At 36.4% G+C, this 20,016-nt stretch carries 19 protein-coding genes; 11 read left to right on the top strand and 8 right to left on the bottom strand.

Annotation, left to right across the window (positions count from 1 at the left end; translation table 11 throughout):
• Positions 1-188: 188 nt before the first annotated feature.
• Positions 189-1,640: a murein biosynthesis integral membrane protein MurJ gene (gene murJ, locus CQA43_RS05415; RefSeq protein WP_115551589.1), complete on the bottom strand. Its 1,452-nt coding sequence runs from the start codon at positions 1,638-1,640 to the stop codon at positions 189-191.
• Positions 1,641-1,736: 96 nt separating this feature from the next.
• Between murJ and CQA43_RS05410 the strand changes: the two genes are divergently transcribed.
• From CQA43_RS05410 to yedF, 5 genes are read left to right on the top strand one after another with little or no spacing between them, the layout of a single operon-like run.
• Positions 1,737-3,524, top strand: coding sequence for a flagellar assembly protein A (locus tag CQA43_RS05410; RefSeq protein ID WP_115551588.1), 1,788 nt, complete (start codon positions 1,737-1,739; stop codon positions 3,522-3,524).
• Positions 3,525-3,534: 10 nt separating this feature from the next.
• The gene (gene ruvA / locus CQA43_RS05405; protein ID WP_115551587.1) at positions 3,535-4,116 is read left to right on the top strand and encodes a Holliday junction branch migration protein RuvA; all 582 of its coding nucleotides are present in this window, start codon (positions 3,535-3,537) and stop codon (positions 4,114-4,116) included.
• 13 nt (positions 4,117-4,129) lie between these two features.
• The gene (gene rimO / locus CQA43_RS05400) at positions 4,130-5,458 is read left to right on the top strand and encodes a 30S ribosomal protein S12 methylthiotransferase RimO (RefSeq protein WP_115551586.1); all 1,329 of its coding nucleotides are present in this window, start codon (positions 4,130-4,132) and stop codon (positions 5,456-5,458) included.
• Entirely contained in the window at positions 5,445-6,524 is a 1,080-nt protein-coding gene (gene tilS, locus CQA43_RS05395) for a tRNA lysidine(34) synthetase TilS (protein ID WP_181881635.1), read from the top strand. Before rimO ends, tilS begins: the two co-directional genes overlap by 14 nt.
• 11 nt (positions 6,525-6,535) lie before the next feature.
• Complete coding sequence (yedF, locus tag CQA43_RS05390) at positions 6,536-6,868, top strand: sulfurtransferase-like selenium metabolism protein YedF (protein ID WP_181881634.1); 333 nt, start codon at positions 6,536-6,538, stop codon at positions 6,866-6,868.
• On the opposite strand, the gene CQA43_RS05385 is transcribed toward yedF, so the two are convergent.
• From CQA43_RS05385 to glyS, 7 genes are all read right to left on the bottom strand, one after another.
• Entirely contained in the window at positions 6,858-7,925 is a 1,068-nt protein-coding gene (locus CQA43_RS05385; protein WP_115551583.1) for a glycosyltransferase family 9 protein, read from the bottom strand. The genes yedF and CQA43_RS05385 overlap by 11 nt on opposite strands.
• Complete coding sequence (locus tag CQA43_RS05380; protein ID WP_115551582.1) at positions 7,897-8,835, bottom strand: lipid A biosynthesis lauroyl acyltransferase; 939 nt, start codon at positions 8,833-8,835, stop codon at positions 7,897-7,899. The genes CQA43_RS05385 and CQA43_RS05380 overlap by 29 nt, the downstream gene beginning before the upstream one ends.
• Positions 8,832-9,857, bottom strand: a complete 1,026-nt coding sequence (gene waaC / locus CQA43_RS05375) for a lipopolysaccharide heptosyltransferase I (RefSeq protein WP_115551581.1) — start codon at positions 9,855-9,857, stop codon at positions 8,832-8,834. Before waaC ends, CQA43_RS05380 begins: the two co-directional genes overlap by 4 nt.
• Complete coding sequence (locus CQA43_RS05370; RefSeq protein WP_115551580.1) at positions 9,854-11,338, bottom strand: Ppx/GppA phosphatase family protein; 1,485 nt, start codon at positions 11,336-11,338, stop codon at positions 9,854-9,856. The genes waaC and CQA43_RS05370 overlap by 4 nt, the downstream gene beginning before the upstream one ends.
• A 15-nt stretch (positions 11,339-11,353) precedes the next feature.
• Positions 11,354-11,605 (bottom strand): YfhL family 4Fe-4S dicluster ferredoxin, encoded by a 252-nt coding sequence (locus CQA43_RS05365; RefSeq protein WP_115551579.1) that lies wholly within the window; start codon positions 11,603-11,605, stop codon positions 11,354-11,356.
• Between the two features lie 116 nt (positions 11,606-11,721).
• The gene (locus CQA43_RS05360) at positions 11,722-12,387 is read right to left on the bottom strand and encodes a beta/alpha barrel domain-containing protein (protein ID WP_115551578.1); all 666 of its coding nucleotides are present in this window, start codon (positions 12,385-12,387) and stop codon (positions 11,722-11,724) included.
• A gap of 8 nt (positions 12,388-12,395) precedes the next feature.
• Positions 12,396-14,453, bottom strand: a complete 2,058-nt coding sequence (gene glyS / locus CQA43_RS05355) for a glycine--tRNA ligase subunit beta (RefSeq protein ID WP_115551577.1) — start codon at positions 14,451-14,453, stop codon at positions 12,396-12,398.
• Between the two features lie 121 nt (positions 14,454-14,574).
• Here glyS and CQA43_RS05350 point away from each other — a divergent pair, with 121 nt between their 5' ends.
• The 6 genes from CQA43_RS05350 (at position 14,575) to CQA43_RS05325 (ending at position 20,012) form a co-directional block, all read left to right on the top strand.
• Complete coding sequence (locus tag CQA43_RS05350) at positions 14,575-15,924, top strand: PAS domain-containing sensor histidine kinase (protein WP_245944233.1); 1,350 nt, start codon at positions 14,575-14,577, stop codon at positions 15,922-15,924.
• Between the two features lie 156 nt (positions 15,925-16,080).
• On the top strand, positions 16,081-17,670 hold the full coding sequence (locus CQA43_RS05345; RefSeq protein WP_115551576.1) for a methyl-accepting chemotaxis protein: 1,590 nt from the start codon (positions 16,081-16,083) through the stop codon (positions 17,668-17,670).
• Between the two features lie 105 nt (positions 17,671-17,775).
• Positions 17,776-18,570, top strand: a complete 795-nt coding sequence (locus CQA43_RS05340; protein WP_115551575.1) for a putative metalloprotease CJM1_0395 family protein — start codon at positions 17,776-17,778, stop codon at positions 18,568-18,570.
• Between the two features lie 46 nt (positions 18,571-18,616).
• Positions 18,617-19,309, top strand: coding sequence for an AzlC family ABC transporter permease (locus CQA43_RS05335; RefSeq protein ID WP_245944232.1), 693 nt, complete (start codon positions 18,617-18,619; stop codon positions 19,307-19,309).
• A gap of 9 nt (positions 19,310-19,318) precedes the next feature.
• Positions 19,319-19,660 (top strand): branched-chain amino acid transporter permease, encoded by a 342-nt coding sequence (locus CQA43_RS05330; protein WP_181881633.1) that lies wholly within the window; start codon positions 19,319-19,321, stop codon positions 19,658-19,660.
• A 10-nt stretch (positions 19,661-19,670) separates the two neighbouring features.
• Complete coding sequence (locus tag CQA43_RS05325) at positions 19,671-20,012, top strand: arsenate reductase family protein (protein ID WP_115551573.1); 342 nt, start codon at positions 19,671-19,673, stop codon at positions 20,010-20,012.
• Positions 20,013-20,016: the final 4 nt, after the last annotated feature.

The raw sequence follows: 20,016 nt of genomic DNA, 5'->3' as shown, positions 1-20,016 counted from the left end.
AAACAAATTTTAAAGAGGTAAATATGATTTTTTAATTATAAAAAAGTGGGCAAAAACGAATTTCAGAATGTAACACTAAAAATGCTCTCGTGAGTGTTGGTGTGGTAATCCATAGTCCGAAGTTTTGCCAACCAATGGCATTGCTAATCACAACTAGATTATTTTACTTTGCTTATGCAAGTTACTAATTATAAGCTAAAAACATAAGTCTTAAAAGCAATAAGTATCAAAAATTCTACACTCAAAAGGAAACAAAGAATCAAAATCCATTTGGGATTCCATAAGATATTCCAAAAGTGATTCCAACCAAAAAAATGCAAAGTCAAAAAAAACACAAAAAACCCGCTAATGCTTCCACCTAGCGCAAGCCCTATTGCGCCAAAATACTGCATAAGAACAAAGGAGCAAAAAGTACCAATAAGAAGTGAGAAAGCCGAGATTTTAGCCGCTAATGCTTGTTTGGATTTAGAATAGAGCCAAAGTGAAAAAATCCGCGCCAATCCAAAGGGGAGCAAACCTACAAGATATGCGCCAAAAACACCCGCACATAAGAGTGTGTCTGTGCGTGCAAACTTGCCCCGCTCAAACAAAAGCCAAATGATTTCGTTTTTGAGCAAATAGCCACCAAGCACACATAAACTTAGCAAAATGCTAAGCAGCCAAAAAGAGCGAGAAAGCTCCCTTAAAGCAAGGGATTCTTTGGATTCCTTGATATATTTTGCAACCATAGGAAACAAGGCTGTGGAAGTCGCAATCGCAAAAATTGCCAAAGGAAGCTGAAAAATACGATTAGCATAATAAAGATACGAAATACTTCCGCTTGCGAGAAAAGAGGCTAAAAGCGTATCAATAAAAGAAGCGAATTGCGCAGTGGAGCTACCAAACATTGCAGGAGAAAATTGCTTGAAAAACTCCTTGACATTTCGGTTAATAGAATCTTGTTTGGAGGTTTTTTGAGCATTTTTTAAGTTGGGTTGTGGATTTTTGTATTTTAACTCTTTAAATCCTACATATAAAAGCTTAAAGAATCCTAAACGCCACATAGGATAACAATGCAACAAGATTTGTGCGATTCCACCTGCAAGCACGCCATAGCTTAGAGTTAAAATGGCTTGATAGGATTCACTGCCTCTTGCAAGGAGCAGAGCAATAATCATCGCAAGATTGAGAAGTGCAGGAGAATAAGCCCAAGCGGTGAAGTTGCGTTTGTATTGTAGCATTGCGCCAAAGAGTGTTACGATAAAAATAAGCAATAAATACCAAAAGTTAATGGCAACTAATGGTGCGGTAAGGGCGATTAAATCATCAGAAAATCCAAATGCTAGCAGTTTTGTGAGTGGCTTATTAAACACACATACAACAACTGAAAGACAAAGCAAGATAATACAAAAAATCAATCCAATCTTGAGTGCAAATCCTCCGCGCAGACGCGCATTAAAGAATCCTGGTAAAAAAGCTTGATTAAACGCACCCTCGCCAAAAACACGACGAAAGAGATTAGGTAGCTTAAAAGCCACAAAAAACATATCACTATAAATACTAGAGCCTAGAATCGTAGCGGTGAGCAAATCACGAAAAAAACCAAGAATCCTTGAAGTGAGGATTCCGCTGCTATTGGTAAAAAAGGCTTTGAAAAACATTCGGTTCTCTTTTGTCGCAAAATTGCGGATTTTAAATTAATTTTATAACAATTTAGGATAAAATTAATTTATTTTTGCATAAAAGGTTTTAGAAATATGTTAAAAAATTCTTTGCGAACATTTAGACCTTACTATGTTAATGAATGCGAAGATATTAAATTTGCCATTAAGCAAGTCTCCTCTCAATTCAATATGGACGCAGATTCCTTTGATTTTGAATTGCAATCTATCACTACTTACAAAAAAAATCTTTATGACTATGAATCCCAACTGATTCCTGCACAAGAAGTAGATGCGTTTTTTAGCAATCGCGATAATATGCTAGAACCAAATCTCGTGATGAATCAACGATATTGTATTTTGATTAAAGAAAAAGAACGCAAGGAAACACGATTCCATTTCACGGCAGACAAAGCCTTTAGCGAGGCATTTTTGACTTTTCGTGTGGGGTTTAATTATAGCAAAGAAGATTTTGATAGTGTGTATATGCAAATCAAAAAAGAAAAGGCACGGAATAGGATTTTATGCTTTAATGAAGCGCAAGAAAAAAGCGCGTTAGAAGAGTTTTTGCAGACTTTGGAATATCCGCTAAGACAAGATGTGAAATACAAAATTTTAAGTGGCGTGAATCTTATCCCAAGTGTTGAGGGAAATTTGGAGTTTAAAAAGGACATTACAGGACAATTCCAAACGGTGCTAAAAGATGATGTAATTTGCGAATATCAAAAGCCATTACAAGGCAAGCCCGGACGCAATATCCGCGGAGAATACATTATTCCTCAAAGTCCAAAAACACTACACCAACCTTGTGCCTTGCAATATGATAAAGAAAGTATCGCACTTAAAGAATATCCTTGTTGTATTTATTACGTCAGTGTAATTGGTGGAATCTTAAAATATGAAGATGGGTTTTTGTATGTTAGGGATACCTTAGAGACGGAATCTGTAACACTCAAAACTACTGGTTCACTCATCGGCAATATTAATAGTGGCACAATTATCAATATCACACAAAAAGACGCAATGAAAGAAGCCTTAGGGCAAGGAATGAAGATTCAAGCGGGGGAAGTGAATATTGAGGGAAATATTGGTCCTAATGCAGAGATTAATTCAAAAGAAGTGCGTATTGGAGGCTTTACGCATCAAAACTCCAAAATCTTTGCCAATGATGCAGAAATCGCGACACATAAGGGTTATGCAAAAGGCGAGTATATCAAAGTAGAAATGCTTGAAACAGGGATTATTGAAGCTAAAAAGGTGGAAGTAGAGCATGTCTATGGTGGCAAAATTTATGCAGAAGAGATTGTGATTAAAACTTTGCATTCCAATGCGTTTTTGTATGCAACCAAAAATATTCATATCACCAAAATGGAAAAAGGCGAAAATAAATTTTTCCTAGCAGCAAATTATAGTCCAGCAGGAAAAGAAAAGTATAACGCACTTTTCAAGCAAAAAAATGAATCTATTAAAGAAGCAATTCGTATGACAAAAGAGCTAAAAGTTGAGAGTTTAGAGCTTAAAAAGCTTAAAGCTACCGCAGATGAGATTCGTGGAACTTTGATTCATTATAAAAACACTAAAACCACGCCTCCTAGCTATCTGTTAGCGAAATTTGAGGAATATCATCAACGCGTGCTTGCGCTTAAAAATAAGCGGCAAAGAATCAATGAGCTAAGTATGGATTTCAAAAACGCGCGCGAAGCACTTAATGTATTAGACGAATTGACAAAAAATGCGACGATTACGATAGAGAGCGGTTGGATTGGATATAATGAAGTGCATTATGTCTTTTATTCTCCTAGCCGTGAATTACTCTGTGTGCCAAAGCCCGGCGAACCTTCTAAAGTCGTATATCAAAAAGACAAAATTCAGCTAATTTTATAAAGGAATCTTAATGATTATTGCATTAGAGGGGGAAATTTTTATCAAAGAACCAACGCGTGTGGCTTTAAAATGCACAGGTGTGGTGTATGAAGTGTTTGTTTCTTTGCAAACCTTCAATCAGATTAAAGCCAAAGTGGGCGAAAAGCTAATCTTGCATATTTCACACATTATTCGTGAGGACGCGCAGATTTTATTTGGGTTTGTAGATTTAATGGAAAAAAGCCTTTTTGAGCGTCTGATTAAAATCAATGGCGTAGGTCCAAAAGTTGCAATCGCAATTCTTTCTACTTTTAGTCCTCAAACTTTTGCAAAAATTGTAGAAAGCAATGATGTGAAATCTATGCAAAGAGTACCGGGAATTGGTCCAAAGAGTGCGGGTAGGATTCTAGTAGAGCTTTCTGGTTGGTCTTTGGAATTAACACAAAATCATAATATGGGAGTAGCGGAGGATTCTAATTTGCATCAAGTGATTTTGGCTTTGGAGTCTTTGGGATACAAAAGTGATGTGATTCATAAAGCGACAAAAGGTTTAGAGAACGCAGAAGTCGGTGAAATGGTCAAAGCAGCTTTGAAAAAAATGCAAACTTTATAAATTTAGGAAAAAAATGAGCAAAAAATTGCACTTAGTCTCACTAGGTTGCACAAAGAATCTAGTGGATAGCGAAGTAATGCTTGGGGCTTTAAGTGAATATGAAAATACGCAAAACTTAAGCGAAGCTGATGTTGTGATTATTAATACCTGTGGATTTATTGAAGCGGCAAAACAAGAAAGTGTCCAAAGCATTTTGAATGCTTTGCAATCAAAGAGAAAAGATGCAATTCTTGTTGCAAGTGGTTGTTTAAGCGAACGCTATGCAAAAGAATTAAAACAAGAGATTCCAGAGATTGATATTATTACAGGTGTGGGAGATTATGATAAGATTGGTGAGCTAATAGAATTGCGCAAAAATGGAAAGGTTCTTTCAAGCCAAAAGGGGGTATTTTTAGCAAATGAAAATCATAAGCGTGTCATTAGCGGCTCTAAAATCCACGCATATATTAAATTATCAGAGGGTTGCAATCAAAAATGTAGTTTTTGTGCGATTCCAAGCTTTAAGGGCAAATTGCATTCTCGCACTTTAGAATCTACACTTAAAGAAGTGAAAAATTTAGTCAAGCAAGGTTTTAGGGATTTTAGTTTTATCGCGCAGGATTCTAGTTCTTATTTGCGTGATGTTGGGGTTAAAGACGGATTGGTGCAACTCATTGAGAGCATAGATAAACTTGCAAAAGAGGGATTGGAAATCAAAAGTGCAAGGATTTTGTATCTTTATCCCTCCACAACTTCTAAGCGTTTAATTACCGCAATTTGTGATTCTACAATCTTTCAAAACTACTTTGATATACCTTTGCAACATATTAGTCAAAAAGTCTTAAAAACAATGGGGAGAGAAGGAGAGTTTCAAGAGTTGCTACAAGCTATGCGTGCAGTGCCAAATAGTTTTGTGCGCACAAGTTTTATTATCGGACACCCAAGTGAGGAGGAGGAGGATTTCGGGGAGCTATGTGATTGGATTCAAACTTTTTGCTTTGATAGAATGAATTTCTTTGGATTCTCTTGCGAAGAGGGAACAAAAAGTGCGCAATTAGAACAAGTGTCGCAAAAGACGATTAATGCGCGATTGAAGCGGATTAATAAGATTTTTTTAAAGCAATACAAAAAAGATTTAGAGGCTTTGGTGGGCAGTGAAATCCTTGTGATATTAGAGGGAAAATCCGCGGAATCGGAGTATTTTTATAGCGCAAGAGATATTCGTTTTGCTCCTGAAATTGATGGAGAGATTCTGATTAACGACAAGGAAATCAAGGAGGATTTAGAGATTGGGTACTATCGTGTTAAAATTACAGAAGTCGTAGGAGAAAATGTGTTAGGTTGTGTGCTTGGGCGAGCATAATTTTGAGATTACATTAGAGTTTGTAGAGGAGCTAAGAGGGAGCAGGAATCTCTTAGCATTCTCTGGCGGGGTGGATTCTAGTGCGTTGTATTTTTTGCTCAAATCCTATCAAATTCCTTTTGATGTGGCAATTATGAACTATGGTATGCGCAAGCAGGCTGCTTTGGAGGTTTCTTATGCGCAAAATTTGTGTTTAATGGATAATAAGCGGTGTTTTGTGGAGTATGCACCCAAAATACACAATAATTTTGAAAGCAATGCGCGTAAGTTGCGTTATGATTTTTTTGAAAATTTGATTATGCATTTTGGATATTCTCATCTGATTTTGGCACATCAGCTAGATGATATGTTGGAGTGGTTTTTAATGCAGTTTTGCAAGGGAACAAATTTGCAAAAAATGCAAATGTCGCCCAAATACAAGAGGATTTGCATTAGAGAGATTCAGCAAGAAAAAATCAGTTATTGGATTGTGCGTCCTCTATGGCAGGTCAGTCACGCGGAAATTTTAAAATATCTCCAAAAAAATCATTTTTTTTATTTTGAGGATTTTAGCAATCTCAATCCGCGTTATCAGCGCAATTATTTTAGAATCAATTTTACCAAAAGGCTTTTAAGTGAGTTTGAAAGCGGAATCGCATTTAGTTTAAAAGAGCTTTGTAAGGGATTTCAACAAGAAAGTGTTGCGCCTACAAATCAAGTTTTTGAGATTCCAACTTTAGGTAAATTTTGTGTGTTGGGATTGGAATCTTTAAACAATGCTTTAGAATCTGTGGATTTGGTGTGTAAAATTTGTGGTGTTTTGCTCTCTCGTGTGCAAAAATTGGAATTAAAGCGACTTTTGGAGGAAAAAAGTTTTTCACAAGTTTTTAGGCATAAAATCGCAATAGAAAAAATAAAGGGCAAAATATTCCTCTCCACTTATACTTATTCTTTGGTAATTATCCCTAAGAAATTGCGCGAAAAATATCGTTGTTTGGGGATTCCAAAGAAATTCAGAATCTTTTTGTTTCAGGCTAGAAATTTAGGTTTTGAACAAAGAGTTTTAGATAAAATTATAGAATCTTAAAGGGAGAGAAAGTGAAAAAGGTTTTATTGATTAAAGACGACTCAATCGGTGAAAATAGCGAGCTTGGACGCAAGCTTATCTTGGGATTTTTAAGTACAATGAAAGAATGCAATCCGCAACCTCAAGCGATTTATTTATTAAATCGCGGTGTTTTGTTGGCTACAACGAATGCGGCAGGGGTTGAAGTCCTGAAATCTTTAGAGGCGCAAGGGATTGCAATTTTTTCTTGTCAAACTTGTTTGGAACATTTTGGACTTTTAGAATCTCTCAAAGTCGGTCAAGTTGGCAATGCCAAAGCTACACTTAATGCACTTTTAAATGCAGAGGACGCAGTTAGTTTGTAGGCATAAGAGGTGTAAGAAAGTCTTGTAAAGTTTTTAGTGCAAGATTTTCGTCTAGCTTACCAAGCAAGCAATCACTCTTTTTGCTTCCATTGCAGCCGTCTCTGTCGCAAGGCACGCAAGGTAATGGCTCTTGATAGACGCAATGTTTTCCCATACTTTGGATTCCATTGCGCGCAAGATAAGTGGAATCTTGTAAGTCATTATCCCAAGGACCCCAAGTCATAGGTGATGTTGGACCAAAAAATGCAAAAGTTGGAGTGTTGTTTGCCGCACTTAAGTGCATAACGCCTGTATCTACACCGATAAACGCTAAGGCTTTGGAGTTTAGCAAAGATACTTCACCTAGCGATAAATTGCCATTAAACACAATGGGCTTGCTTTTAGTTAGCTGTAAAATGTGCTGAAGTTTTTCGGATTCCCTTGGGTCATTTGAAGTAGTGAGAATGCAAGGGAGTTGGTAGGTTTGCGTGATGAAATCAATGATTTTTGCGCAAAAACTATCCTCTATACATTTAAAAAACCAGCTACTAAAGAGATGTAAATGCACGAAATATTGTGGGAGATTCTTAAGTTTCTCGCAATCTAGTGCGATATTTGCACAGACACATTTAGAGAGAATAGGAATCCCAAGCGCACGCAAGGCTTCTAGGTTATATTCAATCGTATGTTGTCCTCCTTTGTAGGGTAGCCTTAAGTTATAAATAGATTTAGACCAAAAGCTATGGGGCGGGTATCCAACGCGAATCTTAGCTCCGCTCCAAAAACTCAAAAATGCTGTGCGCTCCCCACTGCCTAAGCCAATTACCATATCATATTTTTCTCGCTTGACAGCATAGAGTAAGGAGATTTCGGCTTGTAGTTTTTGCCAAGGATTTTTCGGACGTCTTAGGCAGTGAATCTTGCGCAAATGCTCGCGGCTAATTGCGCCTTGTGTGCCGTCATTAACAAGTATATCAATAATACATTCTTCTCCATAATGGGCTTTTAGATTGGAAAAAAGTGGGCTAATTAGTAAAACATCGCCGATTTTATTTAGTTTGATGATGAGAATTTTCATAGATATGCTCGTATTGATTTTTGAATTTTTTGTGAAACCATAGCCATTCTTTTGGATTTTCACGAATAGTTTGCTCCAAAATATCGCTTTGGATTTGTGTTAAATTCTGAATATCGGCTTGTAAGTCTCCTGTTTCTTGAAATTCTATGGGAGGCAGAACTTTGATGAGGATTTGACGATAATCTTGAGAATAGGAAGCAAAAGCATGCACAATTTTGGCGTGATATTTCAAGGACAAAAGAGATGCAATGGGTGTGTGTCGGACATTTTTATCAAAAAACTTTACCAATAACCCATCACTCTTGGCAGTATTTTGGTCTGTTACAGCCCCAATTACCTTTGTTTTGTTAAGTGCTTTGACGAGTCCTAGCATTGCACCTTGTTTGTTGAGAATCGTGATATGGAATTTAGAACGCGTTTCTAAAAGATAGCGATTCACCCAAGTGTTTGGCGTCATTCTCGCCACAGCGGTAATGGGGTGGTTGAAATGACAAGTAAAGGCGGGAGTAGTGTATTCCCAGTTGCCATAATGCGCGGTAACAAAGATGATTTTTTCACCATTTCTTAGCAGGGATTCTATGATTTCGCCATTTTCAAAGCGCGTTGTTTGGAGAATTCGCTCTTTAGTGCTTACAGAGAGCATAAAAAAGCTGATAGAATTATATACGAGATTGAGGTAATTGCACTTTAGGATTTCGTGTTTTTGGGCATTGGTTAGGGAGTGATTGTAGGCAAAATCCAAGTTTGCTAGCAAATCAAACTTGCGCCTAGAATCTAGCAGATACAAAAAAAATGCGATTCCTTTTGCCAAGCTAAAGCGCAAGAAATGGGGCAAATATAGAAAGAAGTAGCCCAATCCTTGCAGAAAAAAAAGAAATAAAAATTCTTTAAAGGATTGAAAAATTTTCATTGCTTCTCTTTTGTTTGGTGTTTGAGATTCCCCTCCAAAATCGCACAAGCAAGTGTGCAGATACGAGAGGGGGAAATCTCACGAATGCTAAAATCATCTTTTTTGTAATTTGCTTGTTCATTGGCACTAAGATAAAGGTTTTGTCGTGTGCTAAGGTTGAATCTTTGTGCTGGTGTTGCTCCAAAAAGTGTGATAGAGGGGCGATGGAATGCCCAAGCAAGATGTGTAATACCTGTATCACCTCCAATGACTAAATCCATTTGTGCCACGAGCATTTTGATTTGATTTAAATTTAAGCTATGGATACTTTGGAATCGTGTATTTTTTGGGTTTAGAATCTCTAAGGTTTCACGACTTAGGAAAAGCGGTGTATAGGATTTTGCGTTTAGGAGTGAGGCAAGCTCCACGAAAGATTTTATGGGATAAGTTTTGTTGGGCTTGGAAGTCTCTAACACACAAAGAATTTTTTTGTTTTTTGGCAAGTCAAAAGGTAGGAAAGAATCTTGGAATCCTAAGAAATTTTGAGGGTTTTTTAAAGTCTCTAAAGTGGGAATTTTCAAGCCAAATGCGCTAAAAGCCAAAGTTGCATTACGTAATAAAATATGTTCTTCATAAGGGATTGGGATTTTTTGGTGATAAAAAAAGGTTGCGAGAGATTCTTTAGCGGTTTGAAATCCTATAACTTTGTTTGTTGATAAAAGCTTGCTTATCAAAGCAGATTTTAACAAACCTTGCAAGTCTAATACAATATCATAGGATTCTTGCTTTAGAGTATGGTAAATTGCTGTCAAAGCATAGAATTTCCTAGAAGCAATCGCCTCTTTCAAAGGCAATGCGATGAGTTTATCAATCAAAGGAGAATCCTCCAAAATCTCACTAAAGATTTTATCAATATACCAATGCAAAGTAACTGCATAAGTTGGTTTGAGGGATTCAAGAAGTAGCGGCAATAAGCTCGCACTATGGATAATATCTCCAAGTGAGCTTAAGCGGACAATGGCGACTTTCAGCGGAGTTTTCATTGGTTGGCTTTTGTGGTTTGAATCAATGCAATTTCTATAATAGGGCTTGGAGGAATCAGTTTAGAAATTTGCTCTCGCACAAGATAGGAAAACTCTGAATGTGTAATCTGTAAAGTATATCCATTTTGACTTGATTCAAAGGAGAATTGAAAGTTTTTTGGTATTTGATTCTTGCTTAGGATTTCGCAAAGCCCTACAAAAAAGCTAAGAATCTTAATCACTTTGATTTCAGGCAATAAATTAGCATAAGTTAAAGTCTGTGGAATCTTTTTAAAAGCGAACTTTACAAGTGTTGCAATCAATAATCTGTCTTGATGACTTAAACCATAACTTAGGGCATTAAATAAAATGTAATTTCCGTGATGACTTTTTTCATAAAAATTAAGCGCAATTCCGATATTACATAATTCCGCACTAACGCTTAAATGTTGTTGGTAGGAATCATGGATTAATGGGATTTTTCTTTGAGCTTCAAAAAGCTTGAGCGCAAGGGTTTTTTGTGAATTGGATTGTTTGAAATCACGGATAAAGCGGTCTTTTAGATTCCGCACACTAGGATTGAAGTTCGGAGGGAAATGCCCATTTTCATAGCGCAAAAGGTCATTCAAAAAAACACCCTCACGCACTCCAACTCCGCTTGTAACAACATTTTCGGCTTTGAAGTGCAATAGGGCAAGATGAAAGATTAAAGCTCCCCCTTGAATGGAATCAATCCTGTCTGCTTGAATGCCGAGTTGTGGCAATTCATCTGGTTTTGCGGTGTAAATTTCACGAAAAAACTCGTGGTGTGTTGCAAAATCGTATTCAAAAGCGTGCAATGTGTCTAGTGGATAGTTGATTTGCTTTTGAATGATTTTGCTCAACGCCCTTGCAGTTCCACCAATCCCAAAAATTCGTCGATGATGAAAATGAGAGGGAAGTTGCGCAAGCGTTTGTTGGACAAAATTTCTTGCGCCTTGTAAGTCTCCTTTGTCAAAGAATAATTCTTTTAATCGGATTGTCCCTATATTTAATGAGATTTTATCTACTACTTTGGAATTTTCTATTAGCGCGCATTCCGTGCTTCCACCGCCAATATCAATCGTAAGACCTTCGTGATAGGGCAAAAGATTAAGCGCGCTTAATGCTCCAAAATATGCTTCTTGTTCTCCTGTGATAACCTTGATTTTCAATCCAATCTTTTTTGCAAGTTTTAAAAAGTCTGCTTTGTTGGGCGCATCACGCACTGCGGAAGTAGCGACACATAAAATCTTGCGTGCTTTATGTAATTTAGCAATCCACAAAAAGTCTTTTAAGGCGCAAAGAGCACGTTCCATTGGTTTTTGTTGCAAATAGCCTTGATGTTCATAAGTGGATTCAGAGATTCGGACTTTGCTTTTGGATTCATAAAGCAAATGGAATCCCAAATGGCTTGTTTTTTCAAAAATTGCCATTCTCGCAGAGTTTGAACCAATATCAATAATTGCAGTGATTTGTGCCACTTTTGTTGCCTTAGTCTAATCTTCTTGGTGTAATTGAGAGTGTTTGAACTTTAGCTCTTCTAGGGTTTCTACATTATCAGGGTCGGAGATTATAGCATCTACTGGGCAAACAGATAGACACGCAGGCTCATCATAGAATCCATAACATTCTGTGCATTTTTCTGGGTCGATTGTGTAATGAGGGTCTCCCTCTTCAATCGCTTCATTGGGGCATTCTTCGCGACAAGCATCGCAGGCAATACATTCTTCATTAATCATTAAGGACATAAATTACTCCACGGAATCAATAAATTTTAAAATCAGGTTTTTAACTAAAAAATTCTAAAGAATTACTTAAAAATTATTTTTCATTTTATTTATTTTTGGAATAATAAGACAAGAATTTATAATTCTAAAATGGTAATGTCAAGTGCTTTGAAGTAATTTTGGTGGCTTTCTTGGAAATTTTTTGGAATCTTGCTTAGGATAATTTTGTTTTTTGGAATCATAGAAAGGAGCGAAAAATTTTCATTTAAATCCAAAATATCGGCTTTAGAAAAAATTGCTTTGGTAAGATCTTCTTTGGATTCTATCCGAAAGATTATGCTTAAACCTATTTTTGTAGCGTAATCGCTTAGATTTTTGAGCTGTTTTTGCGTCAAAAATTTGGGCAACAAAACAACGCTATCTGCACCATAAACAAGGGATTCTAAAAGTTGATAAGAATCTAAGATTAAAAAATCATAAATCAGCGGAATACTCACATAGCGGCGAATATAGGTTAGAATCTCCAAAGATTCTACAAAAAACCCACAAGCTCGGCTCTCATAGTCTTTGGCTGTTTGCAAAAGTGAAATTTGCGTCGCGCTAGTATCCAATGTTTGCAGAGAGAAGTCATAGAGAATTTTAGGAGTAGAATCCACAGGTTTTTTAAAGATTTCAGGTAGAGGGCGTGGCTGATAAGGTGTGTAGGCGAGTGTGTGCCCAAGCCATTCTTGTGGAAATTTCTCTTTTTTTTCTGAAATGGCTTGTTGAATTTTTGCAATTTCAATTTCAGTAAATACGCGCAAACTATACCTTACAGACTGATTTCTTTAATCTCTGCAATCTCTAAAAATGCCTTATAAATCCTTGCAATCAAATGTTTGCGGTTGTTTTTGAAATCCTCATCGGGGGTATTTACTAGTACCTTGTCAAAGAATCTATCCAAAATGGGGTTGAGTTTAAGCAAGGAATCTAAACGCGTAGCATAATCGCAGCCTTGAAGATTGCAGGAATTAAAGGCTTGATAGAGTTCTATTTCTTCTGGAGCGAGTAATTTTTCTTCTTTAATGCTTAAAGGAGAATCCAAACAAACTTCTTTTGTGATGTTTGCAAGCCGTTTAAAAGTCTGGGACAAGAGCTTCTTGTCTTGATTTTTTAGTGCGGAATCTAGCGCAAGGAGTTTTTGAGAAATTTGCACTAAGTCGCGCTCGCCTGTTGTCAAAACAGCGCGCAAAAGGGAGGCATTGAAATTTAGCACAGAATCTAGTCTCTCTAAAATAAAATTTTCAAGCAATTTTAAATCAAAAGGCTTATAGAGTGGAGCAAGTTTTTCTAAAATAGTTTTTAAATCAAAGGGTAAATTAAAATGCAAAACGATTTTAATCACTCCATTTGCCGCACGCCGCAAAGCAAAAGGGTCGCGTGAGCCACTTGGAATCTTGGCAATACTAAAAAGCCCCATTAGATTATCTAGCTTATAAGCAAGTGCAATGAGTGCGCTGATGAGATTGGAGGGCAAAGCACTTTCTTCGGAGTTTGGTAAATATTGTTCTAAAATTGCAAGGGCGATTCTATCATCATAGCGTAAGTCTTTTGCGTAATAATATCCCATAATACCCTGTAATTCGGTAAATTCATAAACCATTTCGCTCATTAAATCTGCCTTGCTTAATGTTGCGGCTTGGTCTAAAATCTCTAAAAGAAGTCCGAAATTTGGCTCTAAAGCAGAAAGTTGTGTTTGGAATAATGTGCTTAAAACTTGAATGATTTTGCGTTCGCGCTCTGTTTTTTCCCACATAGAACCCAAACCCTCTACAAAAGTAACTTCTTTCAATCTTTCGGGTTGAAAGCCTGTCTTCAAGTCATTGTGATAGAAAAACAGAGCGTCTTCTAAACGTGCGCGTAAGACTTTGATATTTCCCTCTACAATGGCTTTTGGATTCTGCGCTAGGCTGTTGGAAACAACGATAAAGCCGTGGTAGAGTTTTGAATCTTTGTAAGTAGCGAAGTAACGTTGATTCACTTTCATTGAAGTGATGATACAAGGCGCAGGAAGTTCCAAGAAATGTTCGCTAAATTCGCCAAAAAGCGCAGTAGGATATTCAGTGATACTGACGATTTCTTCTAAGAGTCCTGTATCCATTTCTACCTTAATGCCTCTATCACTTTCAATTTGCCTAATTTCTTCTAGTATTTTTTCTTTGCGCTTGGTTTGGTCTAAAATCACGCCGCCATTGCACAAAGTATCAAAATAATTTGGAATATTTTGAACTTCTAAGGGTTCAAAACTGATATTGCGATGCACAAAAGTTTGTGCTTTGGATTCTATGCCATAAAGTTTGAGAGGGACTAATTGGTGGTTGAACAAACATAAAATCCAAGATATAGGACGAATAAAGGAATCTTTCAGGCTACCCCAACGCATTGTTTTGCCAAAATTTAGAGATTCTAAAAATTCTTGAATCATTGCCTCTAAGAGATGAATTGCTGGTATTTGTTCGGCTTGTTTTTGGCAATAGAGAATCTCTTTACCCTCTTTTGTTGTCGTTATAACTTCTTTTTCCGTGATTCCACATTTTTTGAAAAATCCCAACGCTGCTGGAGTGGGCGTGTTGTCTTTATAAGCAATATTTAAAGGAGGACCAAAAAACTCTAGCACTTGCGTATTTTGAATTTGTGGAAAATCTTGAGCAATTATCACTAAGCGACGCGGTGTGTAAAAAAAGTCAAATTCACAAGGCAGACGATTGGCTTTTAGGATTTTTTGAAATTTGCTTTTGATATTTGGAAGTTCAGCTAAAAATGGAATCGCAGGTAATTCCTCTGTTCCAATTTCAAGCAAAAGCGGACTTGTGTTTTGTGCAGTTGTCATTATTTCCTCTATTTTAAAAAATTCTGAATATTGTAACAAAATAAATACAATAAAAAACTTTAAAATCATAAATATTGAATTTAGGATATAATAATTAGTGAATCAAATGAAAGGCAATGAGATGGAGTGGCTGACAAATTGGAATGAGAATTACTCGCTTGCGATTCTATTTTTCGGGTTAGCAATTTGTTTTTTTGGCGTGATTGTTTATCTGTTTATGAATTACAGAAGGCTTTTAGGGGAGATAAAAAACAAGGAAAAACTTGAGAATGAATTATTAAACAAAAATACACGAATTGAAAGTTTGAGCAAAGAACTTGCAAATCAGATTGAATATGAAATTGCACAGAGACTAAAAAGTGATTATACGCACGAATATTTGTTTGAAAATAGTCTCAATGCCATTATTTTGACGCAAGATGAAGACTTAAAGATTATTAGACGCAATCGCGCAGCTTTGAAATTGTTTGGAAAAAAAATATTAAATCATAATATCTTAGAATTATTTAGCGATAAAGCACACAAAAAATCTGTGTTTGAGAAAATTACGCAACTTAAAACAAGTAGATTGCGTCAGAATTTCCGCTTGGATTTGTGTGTGGAGGATTCTATTACGCCTGTGGTTGTATCTATTTATTTTATGAATTTTGCACAAAAAATCACTCTGTATTTTGCATTTGTGGATATTTCAGATATTGCGAAATTAGAAAACGAATTGCACAATAAACGCATTGCATTAATGCAAAAAAATAAAGAAGAAGCAATGGGAAAAATGCTTGGAAATATTGCGCACCAATGGAAACAACCATTAAATTCTTTGTATTTGCTTTGTCAGAATCTCAAGGAAATGCATCAGTTTGATGAATTAAATAGCGAAAATTTTGAAAAATATATTCAAATGATGGCACAGCAAATTGACTTTATGTCCAAAACAATTGAAGCATTTAGAGAATTTTATAGCCCAAGTAAAAATAAAGAGGAATTTGAAGTTTATTTTGCAATCAAGGAAATGCTAGAGCTGTTTTATGGGCTTGTAGATAAAAAAATCAGTATCAAAATGCAGCCTTGCAAGATTAAAAAATCATTAAAAATTTATGCAAATAAAAATGAATTGCAACAAGTGATGATTGTTTTGTTGGATAATGCGATTGAAGCAGTAAGAGAGCGTTTGAATAATGGAGAGATTAAAGAGGGTAAAATTCGTATTGATTGTGCAATGGAGGAAAATATTGCAGGAACAAAAATCTGCGTGATTCGTGTGCAAGATAACGGCGGAGGCGTTAGCGCAGAAGTAACAAGAAAGATATTTGAGGCATTTTTTACAACCAAAAGAAATGGTAGTGGAATGGGATTGGCAATGGTGCAAATGATTTTAGAACGTATGGAGGGCAGAATCCTCTTTGTCAATGAAAAAGAAGGAGCGGAATTTAAGGTAGAGTTGCCTATGCAAAATCTCACACAAAATACATAAGGTTTGGAATCTAAAAATAACATAATTTAAACTTATAACTTAATTATTTTGGATAAAATAAAGTTTAATTAGTTTTTTATAGCAGCACCTATATAATAAGACAACATTTATAAGATTAAGTTTTGCTAGGGATTTTGAGTTGGGAAAGGGACATTTATGTTAAAGACAATCCGGTCTAAAATCATTGTGATGATTGTTGTGTTTTTGTTAGCCCTTTTGGGAATGGTGCATTATAATTTATCCAATGGATTTAATAATATTGCCAAAAGTAGTTCCACAAATGAGCTTCATCAGTTAAACGCAATGCTTTTTGAGGGGTTAAAAGTTGCGATGAATACAGGAGACCCAGAGATTATTGGGAGCTTTATTGAGGGTTCTAAAAAAGTGCCGGGTATTACAAATATGGAACTTTTCCCCTCTCAAGCAATTATTGATTTAATGGGTTTAAAGAAAACTTACACGACGATTCCGGAAATTTTAGAAGTTTTTAAAACCAAAAAAGAATTTATTAGAATCTATAAAGCGGAAAATGACCAAGGCTATTTAATGGCAAAGCCGCTTATCGCAGAGGAATCTTGTTTGATGTGTCATGCGACTTCGCAAGTGGGTGAGGTGCTAGGAGTAGCTGAAATGCAAATTTCAAGCCAAGAGTTAATGAGTCGCTCTAGCGAAATTCAACTTACGATTCTGTTTTGGATGATTAGTGTGAGTGTCATCGCCTTGCTCGTGTTGCTCTTTTTGTTTAATCGTTGGGTATTTAACCCTATTTCCAATCTCGCAAATGTGGCTTATGACCTTTCTCAAGGAGAGGGAGATTTAACCAAACGTTTGCCAATCAAAAATGAGGACGAAATTGCAAAGGCAAGTACGTATATCAATGATTTTATTCAAAAGATTGATAATACCGTTGCCGACGCTAAAGACGCAAGTCATCAAAATATTTTACAATCCACGCAACTTTCTAATGCGTCCAAAGAAATTGATGAGCGCATAGAATGTCTTGTGCAAATCGTAGAACGTAGCACAAAGCTTGGTAATAATATTGAACTGATGTTAAATGATTCTATGTCTTTGGTGCAGAAAAGTGCGCACGATATTCAGGATTCTGCGAAGCAGCTTTCAAGAACAAAAGCGCTTTTGCTAAAAGTCATCAATGAAGTGCAAGGAAATGTCAGTACAGAGCAAAGTATTGCGGAACGTCTCGCGCAAACCGCACAAGAAACAGATAAAATTAAAGGCGTTTTGACTATTATTGCCGATATTGCCGACCAAACAAGCTTGCTCGCCTTGAATGCAAACATAGAAGCTGCACGTGCGGGAGAAGCAGGAAGGGGATTTGCTGTCGTAGCTGATGAGGTGCGCAAGCTTGCGGAACGCACTCAAAAAAGCTTGAATGAAATCAATGCCGTGGTAAATACGATTATTCAATCTGTCTCTGATGCCAATAATGCAATGGGCGCGAATGTTCAAAACACCGTAAGCATAGCAGATGCTTCCATAGAAAGCACAGAAGATTTAGAAACAAGTGTTAAATCCCTAGAAGACGCAGTAGAAGCTTCTTCTCAATCTTTGCAAAAAACGAATGAACTTTTTACTGCGGTGAATGATATTCTAAAACAAGTGGGAGAAGTGCAAAGATTGACAGATGAAAATAGCAAAGCAGTGCATTTGATTGATGGAATCTCTAAAGAAATTTCCCAAAAAGCTAGTGCATTAAATAACCAATTGGATTCTTTTAAGGTTTAGATTTGAAAGAAATCTTAAACCTTGTCGTAAAGAATCATTAAATTTATAAATTCTTATTCTAATTTTAGCTATAATTTTTAATAAATAGATTAAGGAGATACAAGAATGCAGATAGGAACGAATATCTACTTTAATTTGCAAAATTACTCCAATAATTTTAAAGCACAAGATTTAGAAAATGATTTTAGTAAGCTAACAGAAGCGCAAGAGGCGCAATCTAGCGACACGACAGAGGAATCGCAAAACACAGATATAAGTGCGCCGGAAGCTCCCAATGGTGAGAAATTAGATGCAAGTGAGCAACAATATGTGCGTGAGTTAGCAGCTATTGACGCAAGTGTGCGAGCGCACGAAGCTGCACATGTTGGTGCGGGTGCAGGTGTCGTAAGCGGTGGAGCGAGTTTTGGCTATACACGCGGACCTGATGGTAAAATGTATGCAACATCAGGTGAAGTTCCAATCACTATGAAAGAGGGTAGAACACCAGAGGAGACTATCCAAAATGCGCGTCAGATTGCCTCTGCTGCAATGGCTCCAGCAGACCCTAGTCCGCAGGATTACAAGGTTGCTGCAAATGCCGCACAAATGGAAGCCCAAGCAAGGAGTGAGCAAGCACAAGAACGAGCACAAGAGCTTAAAGAACAGACGGAAGAGAGCGAAGAATCCCAAGAAACAGATTCTACAAAAGATTCTGTCGCGATAGAGAATAGGGCAAAGCAGGATTCCAAACAGGATTTTGTAACCATAAATGATGCAGCTAATATGAGTAGTGCAAATGCAGAATCGCAAAATACTACCAACGAGGAACAACAAAAAAAACTTCTTGAATATATAGTGAAAAGCTATGTTGCAAATGCAGTGAGCAATTCTTACACTCCGCAGTTTGAGATTGCAGGCTAATAGATGATTTTTTCTTTTTTGGGTTGCGATATTGTTTAGAAGTTTTGTGCAAACTTTACCGGTTTTTATGGGCTATTTGCCACTTGGAATTGCATTTGGGATTCTGTTTTCTAAGTTGCATTTGGCTTGGTATTTTGGAGTCTTGAGTGCAATTCTGATTTTTACAGGGGCAGGGCAGTTTTTGCTTATCTCTTTGCTTTCCATTCATGCAGGATTTTTGGAAATTGCTTTAGCTTCTTTTTTGTTAAATATTCGCCATATGTTTTATTCCCTTGCAATTACAGATGAAATTAAGAACTTTGGGATTGGCAAATATTATATTTTATTTGGTTTGACAGATGAAACCTTTGCAGTGTTAAAAACAAACAAAGAAACTTTGAATCTTACACAAAAGGAAATGGAGATAAATTATCTTTTTATTACTTTTTTTGACCATATTTATTGGGTTTTGGGTTGTGGAATTGGAATCTTTTTGGGAGAGCAATTAGGATTTCAGCCACAGGGAGTTGAGTTTGCGCTTACAGCCCTTTTTAGCGTGCTAACACTTGCGTTGTTGAAAAACTCCAAAAACAGGAATCCTTTTTATATTGCTTTGGCGCTTGGAGTTGTGGGACTTATGATTTTTCCCAAAGAGCAATTCTTGATTTTAAGTATGGTATGTGGAATCGTGATTCTATTGATTTTTAGAAAATGGATTGCGAACAATCTGAAGCCACACAATGTATCAGCAGAGAATTAAAAGGCAGAAATGGAAACACAAATAAGCGAAAATTTAACTTCGGCTTATATTTTTTGGGCAATTTTTGCTGCATCGTTTGGTACGGCTTTGACGCGGTTTTTGCCCTTTTTTGCTTTTAAAAATGCGACGAATCAACCGCTTTTGCGCTACTTGCAAGAAACAATGCCTTTATTGATTATGACGCTTTTGGTTTTCTTTAGTTTAAAGGATACGACTTGGAGTGAAACTTATGGGCTTTATGAAATGGGTGGAGTCGCTTGCGCAACCCTATGTTTTATGCTTACTAAAAACTCTGTATTAAGCATATTCGCAGGAATTATTTTTTATATTTTTGCATTAAAAATATTTTAAAAGGGATTAAATGGTAAAAATTTATGGAATTAAAAATTGTGGAAGCGTGAAAAAAGCATTAAATTTTTTGGAGTCTAAAGGAATCCCTTATACATTGATAGACTTTAAAACAACGCCACCTACCCCTCAAGATTTGGAACATTGGCTGAAATTTGTTTCTTTGGAAGTGCTTTTCAATAAAAAAGGCACAACTTATAAGAAATTGGGGCTAAAAGAATTGCAATTAACACCTGCAAAAATAAAAGAATGGCTAATAAAAGAGCCGATGTTGATTAAGCGACCAGTAATAGTGCATTCTAATGGAGTTATTGTAGGCTTTAATGAAGAGACTTATCAAAAGATGCAAGGATAAATCA

Origin of the sequence: Helicobacter ganmani (assembly GCF_003364315.1) — a bacterium.
In the GTDB taxonomy this organism is placed as follows: Bacteria; Campylobacterota; Campylobacteria; order Campylobacterales; family Helicobacteraceae; genus Helicobacter_D; species Helicobacter_D ganmani.
The sequence above is the reverse complement of the archived record's forward strand: the minus strand, read 5'-3'. Positions and strand labels throughout refer to the sequence as shown.

Excerpts from the sequence above, each read along its gene's own strand:
- murJ (WP_115551589.1), bottom strand. The coding sequence starts at position 1,640 with ATGTTTTTCAAAGCCTTTTTTACCAATAGCAGCGGAATCCTCACTTCA.
- CQA43_RS05410 (WP_115551588.1), top strand. The coding sequence starts at position 1,737 with ATGTTAAAAAATTCTTTGCGAACATTTAGACCTTACTATGTTAATGAA.
- ruvA (WP_115551587.1), top strand. The coding sequence starts at position 3,535 with ATGATTATTGCATTAGAGGGGGAAATTTTTATCAAAGAACCAACGCGT.
- rimO (WP_115551586.1), top strand. The coding sequence starts at position 4,130 with ATGAGCAAAAAATTGCACTTAGTCTCACTAGGTTGCACAAAGAATCTA.
- CQA43_RS05385 (WP_115551583.1), bottom strand. The coding sequence starts at position 7,925 with ATGAAAATTCTCATCATCAAACTAAATAAAATCGGCGATGTTTTACTA.
- CQA43_RS05380 (WP_115551582.1), bottom strand. The coding sequence starts at position 8,835 with ATGAAAATTTTTCAATCCTTTAAAGAATTTTTATTTCTTTTTTTTCTG.
- waaC (WP_115551581.1), bottom strand. The coding sequence starts at position 9,857 with ATGAAAACTCCGCTGAAAGTCGCCATTGTCCGCTTAAGCTCACTTGGA.
- CQA43_RS05365 (WP_115551579.1), bottom strand. The coding sequence starts at position 11,605 with ATGTCCTTAATGATTAATGAAGAATGTATTGCCTGCGATGCTTGTCGC.
- glyS (WP_115551577.1), bottom strand. The coding sequence starts at position 14,453 with ATGACAACTGCACAAAACACAAGTCCGCTTTTGCTTGAAATTGGAACA.
- CQA43_RS05350 (WP_245944233.1), top strand. The coding sequence starts at position 14,575 with ATGGAGTGGCTGACAAATTGGAATGAGAATTACTCGCTTGCGATTCTA.
- CQA43_RS05345 (WP_115551576.1), top strand. The coding sequence starts at position 16,081 with ATGTTAAAGACAATCCGGTCTAAAATCATTGTGATGATTGTTGTGTTT.
- CQA43_RS05340 (WP_115551575.1), top strand. The coding sequence starts at position 17,776 with ATGCAGATAGGAACGAATATCTACTTTAATTTGCAAAATTACTCCAAT.
- CQA43_RS05330 (WP_181881633.1), top strand. The coding sequence starts at position 19,319 with ATGGAAACACAAATAAGCGAAAATTTAACTTCGGCTTATATTTTTTGG.
- CQA43_RS05325 (WP_115551573.1), top strand. The coding sequence starts at position 19,671 with ATGGTAAAAATTTATGGAATTAAAAATTGTGGAAGCGTGAAAAAAGCA.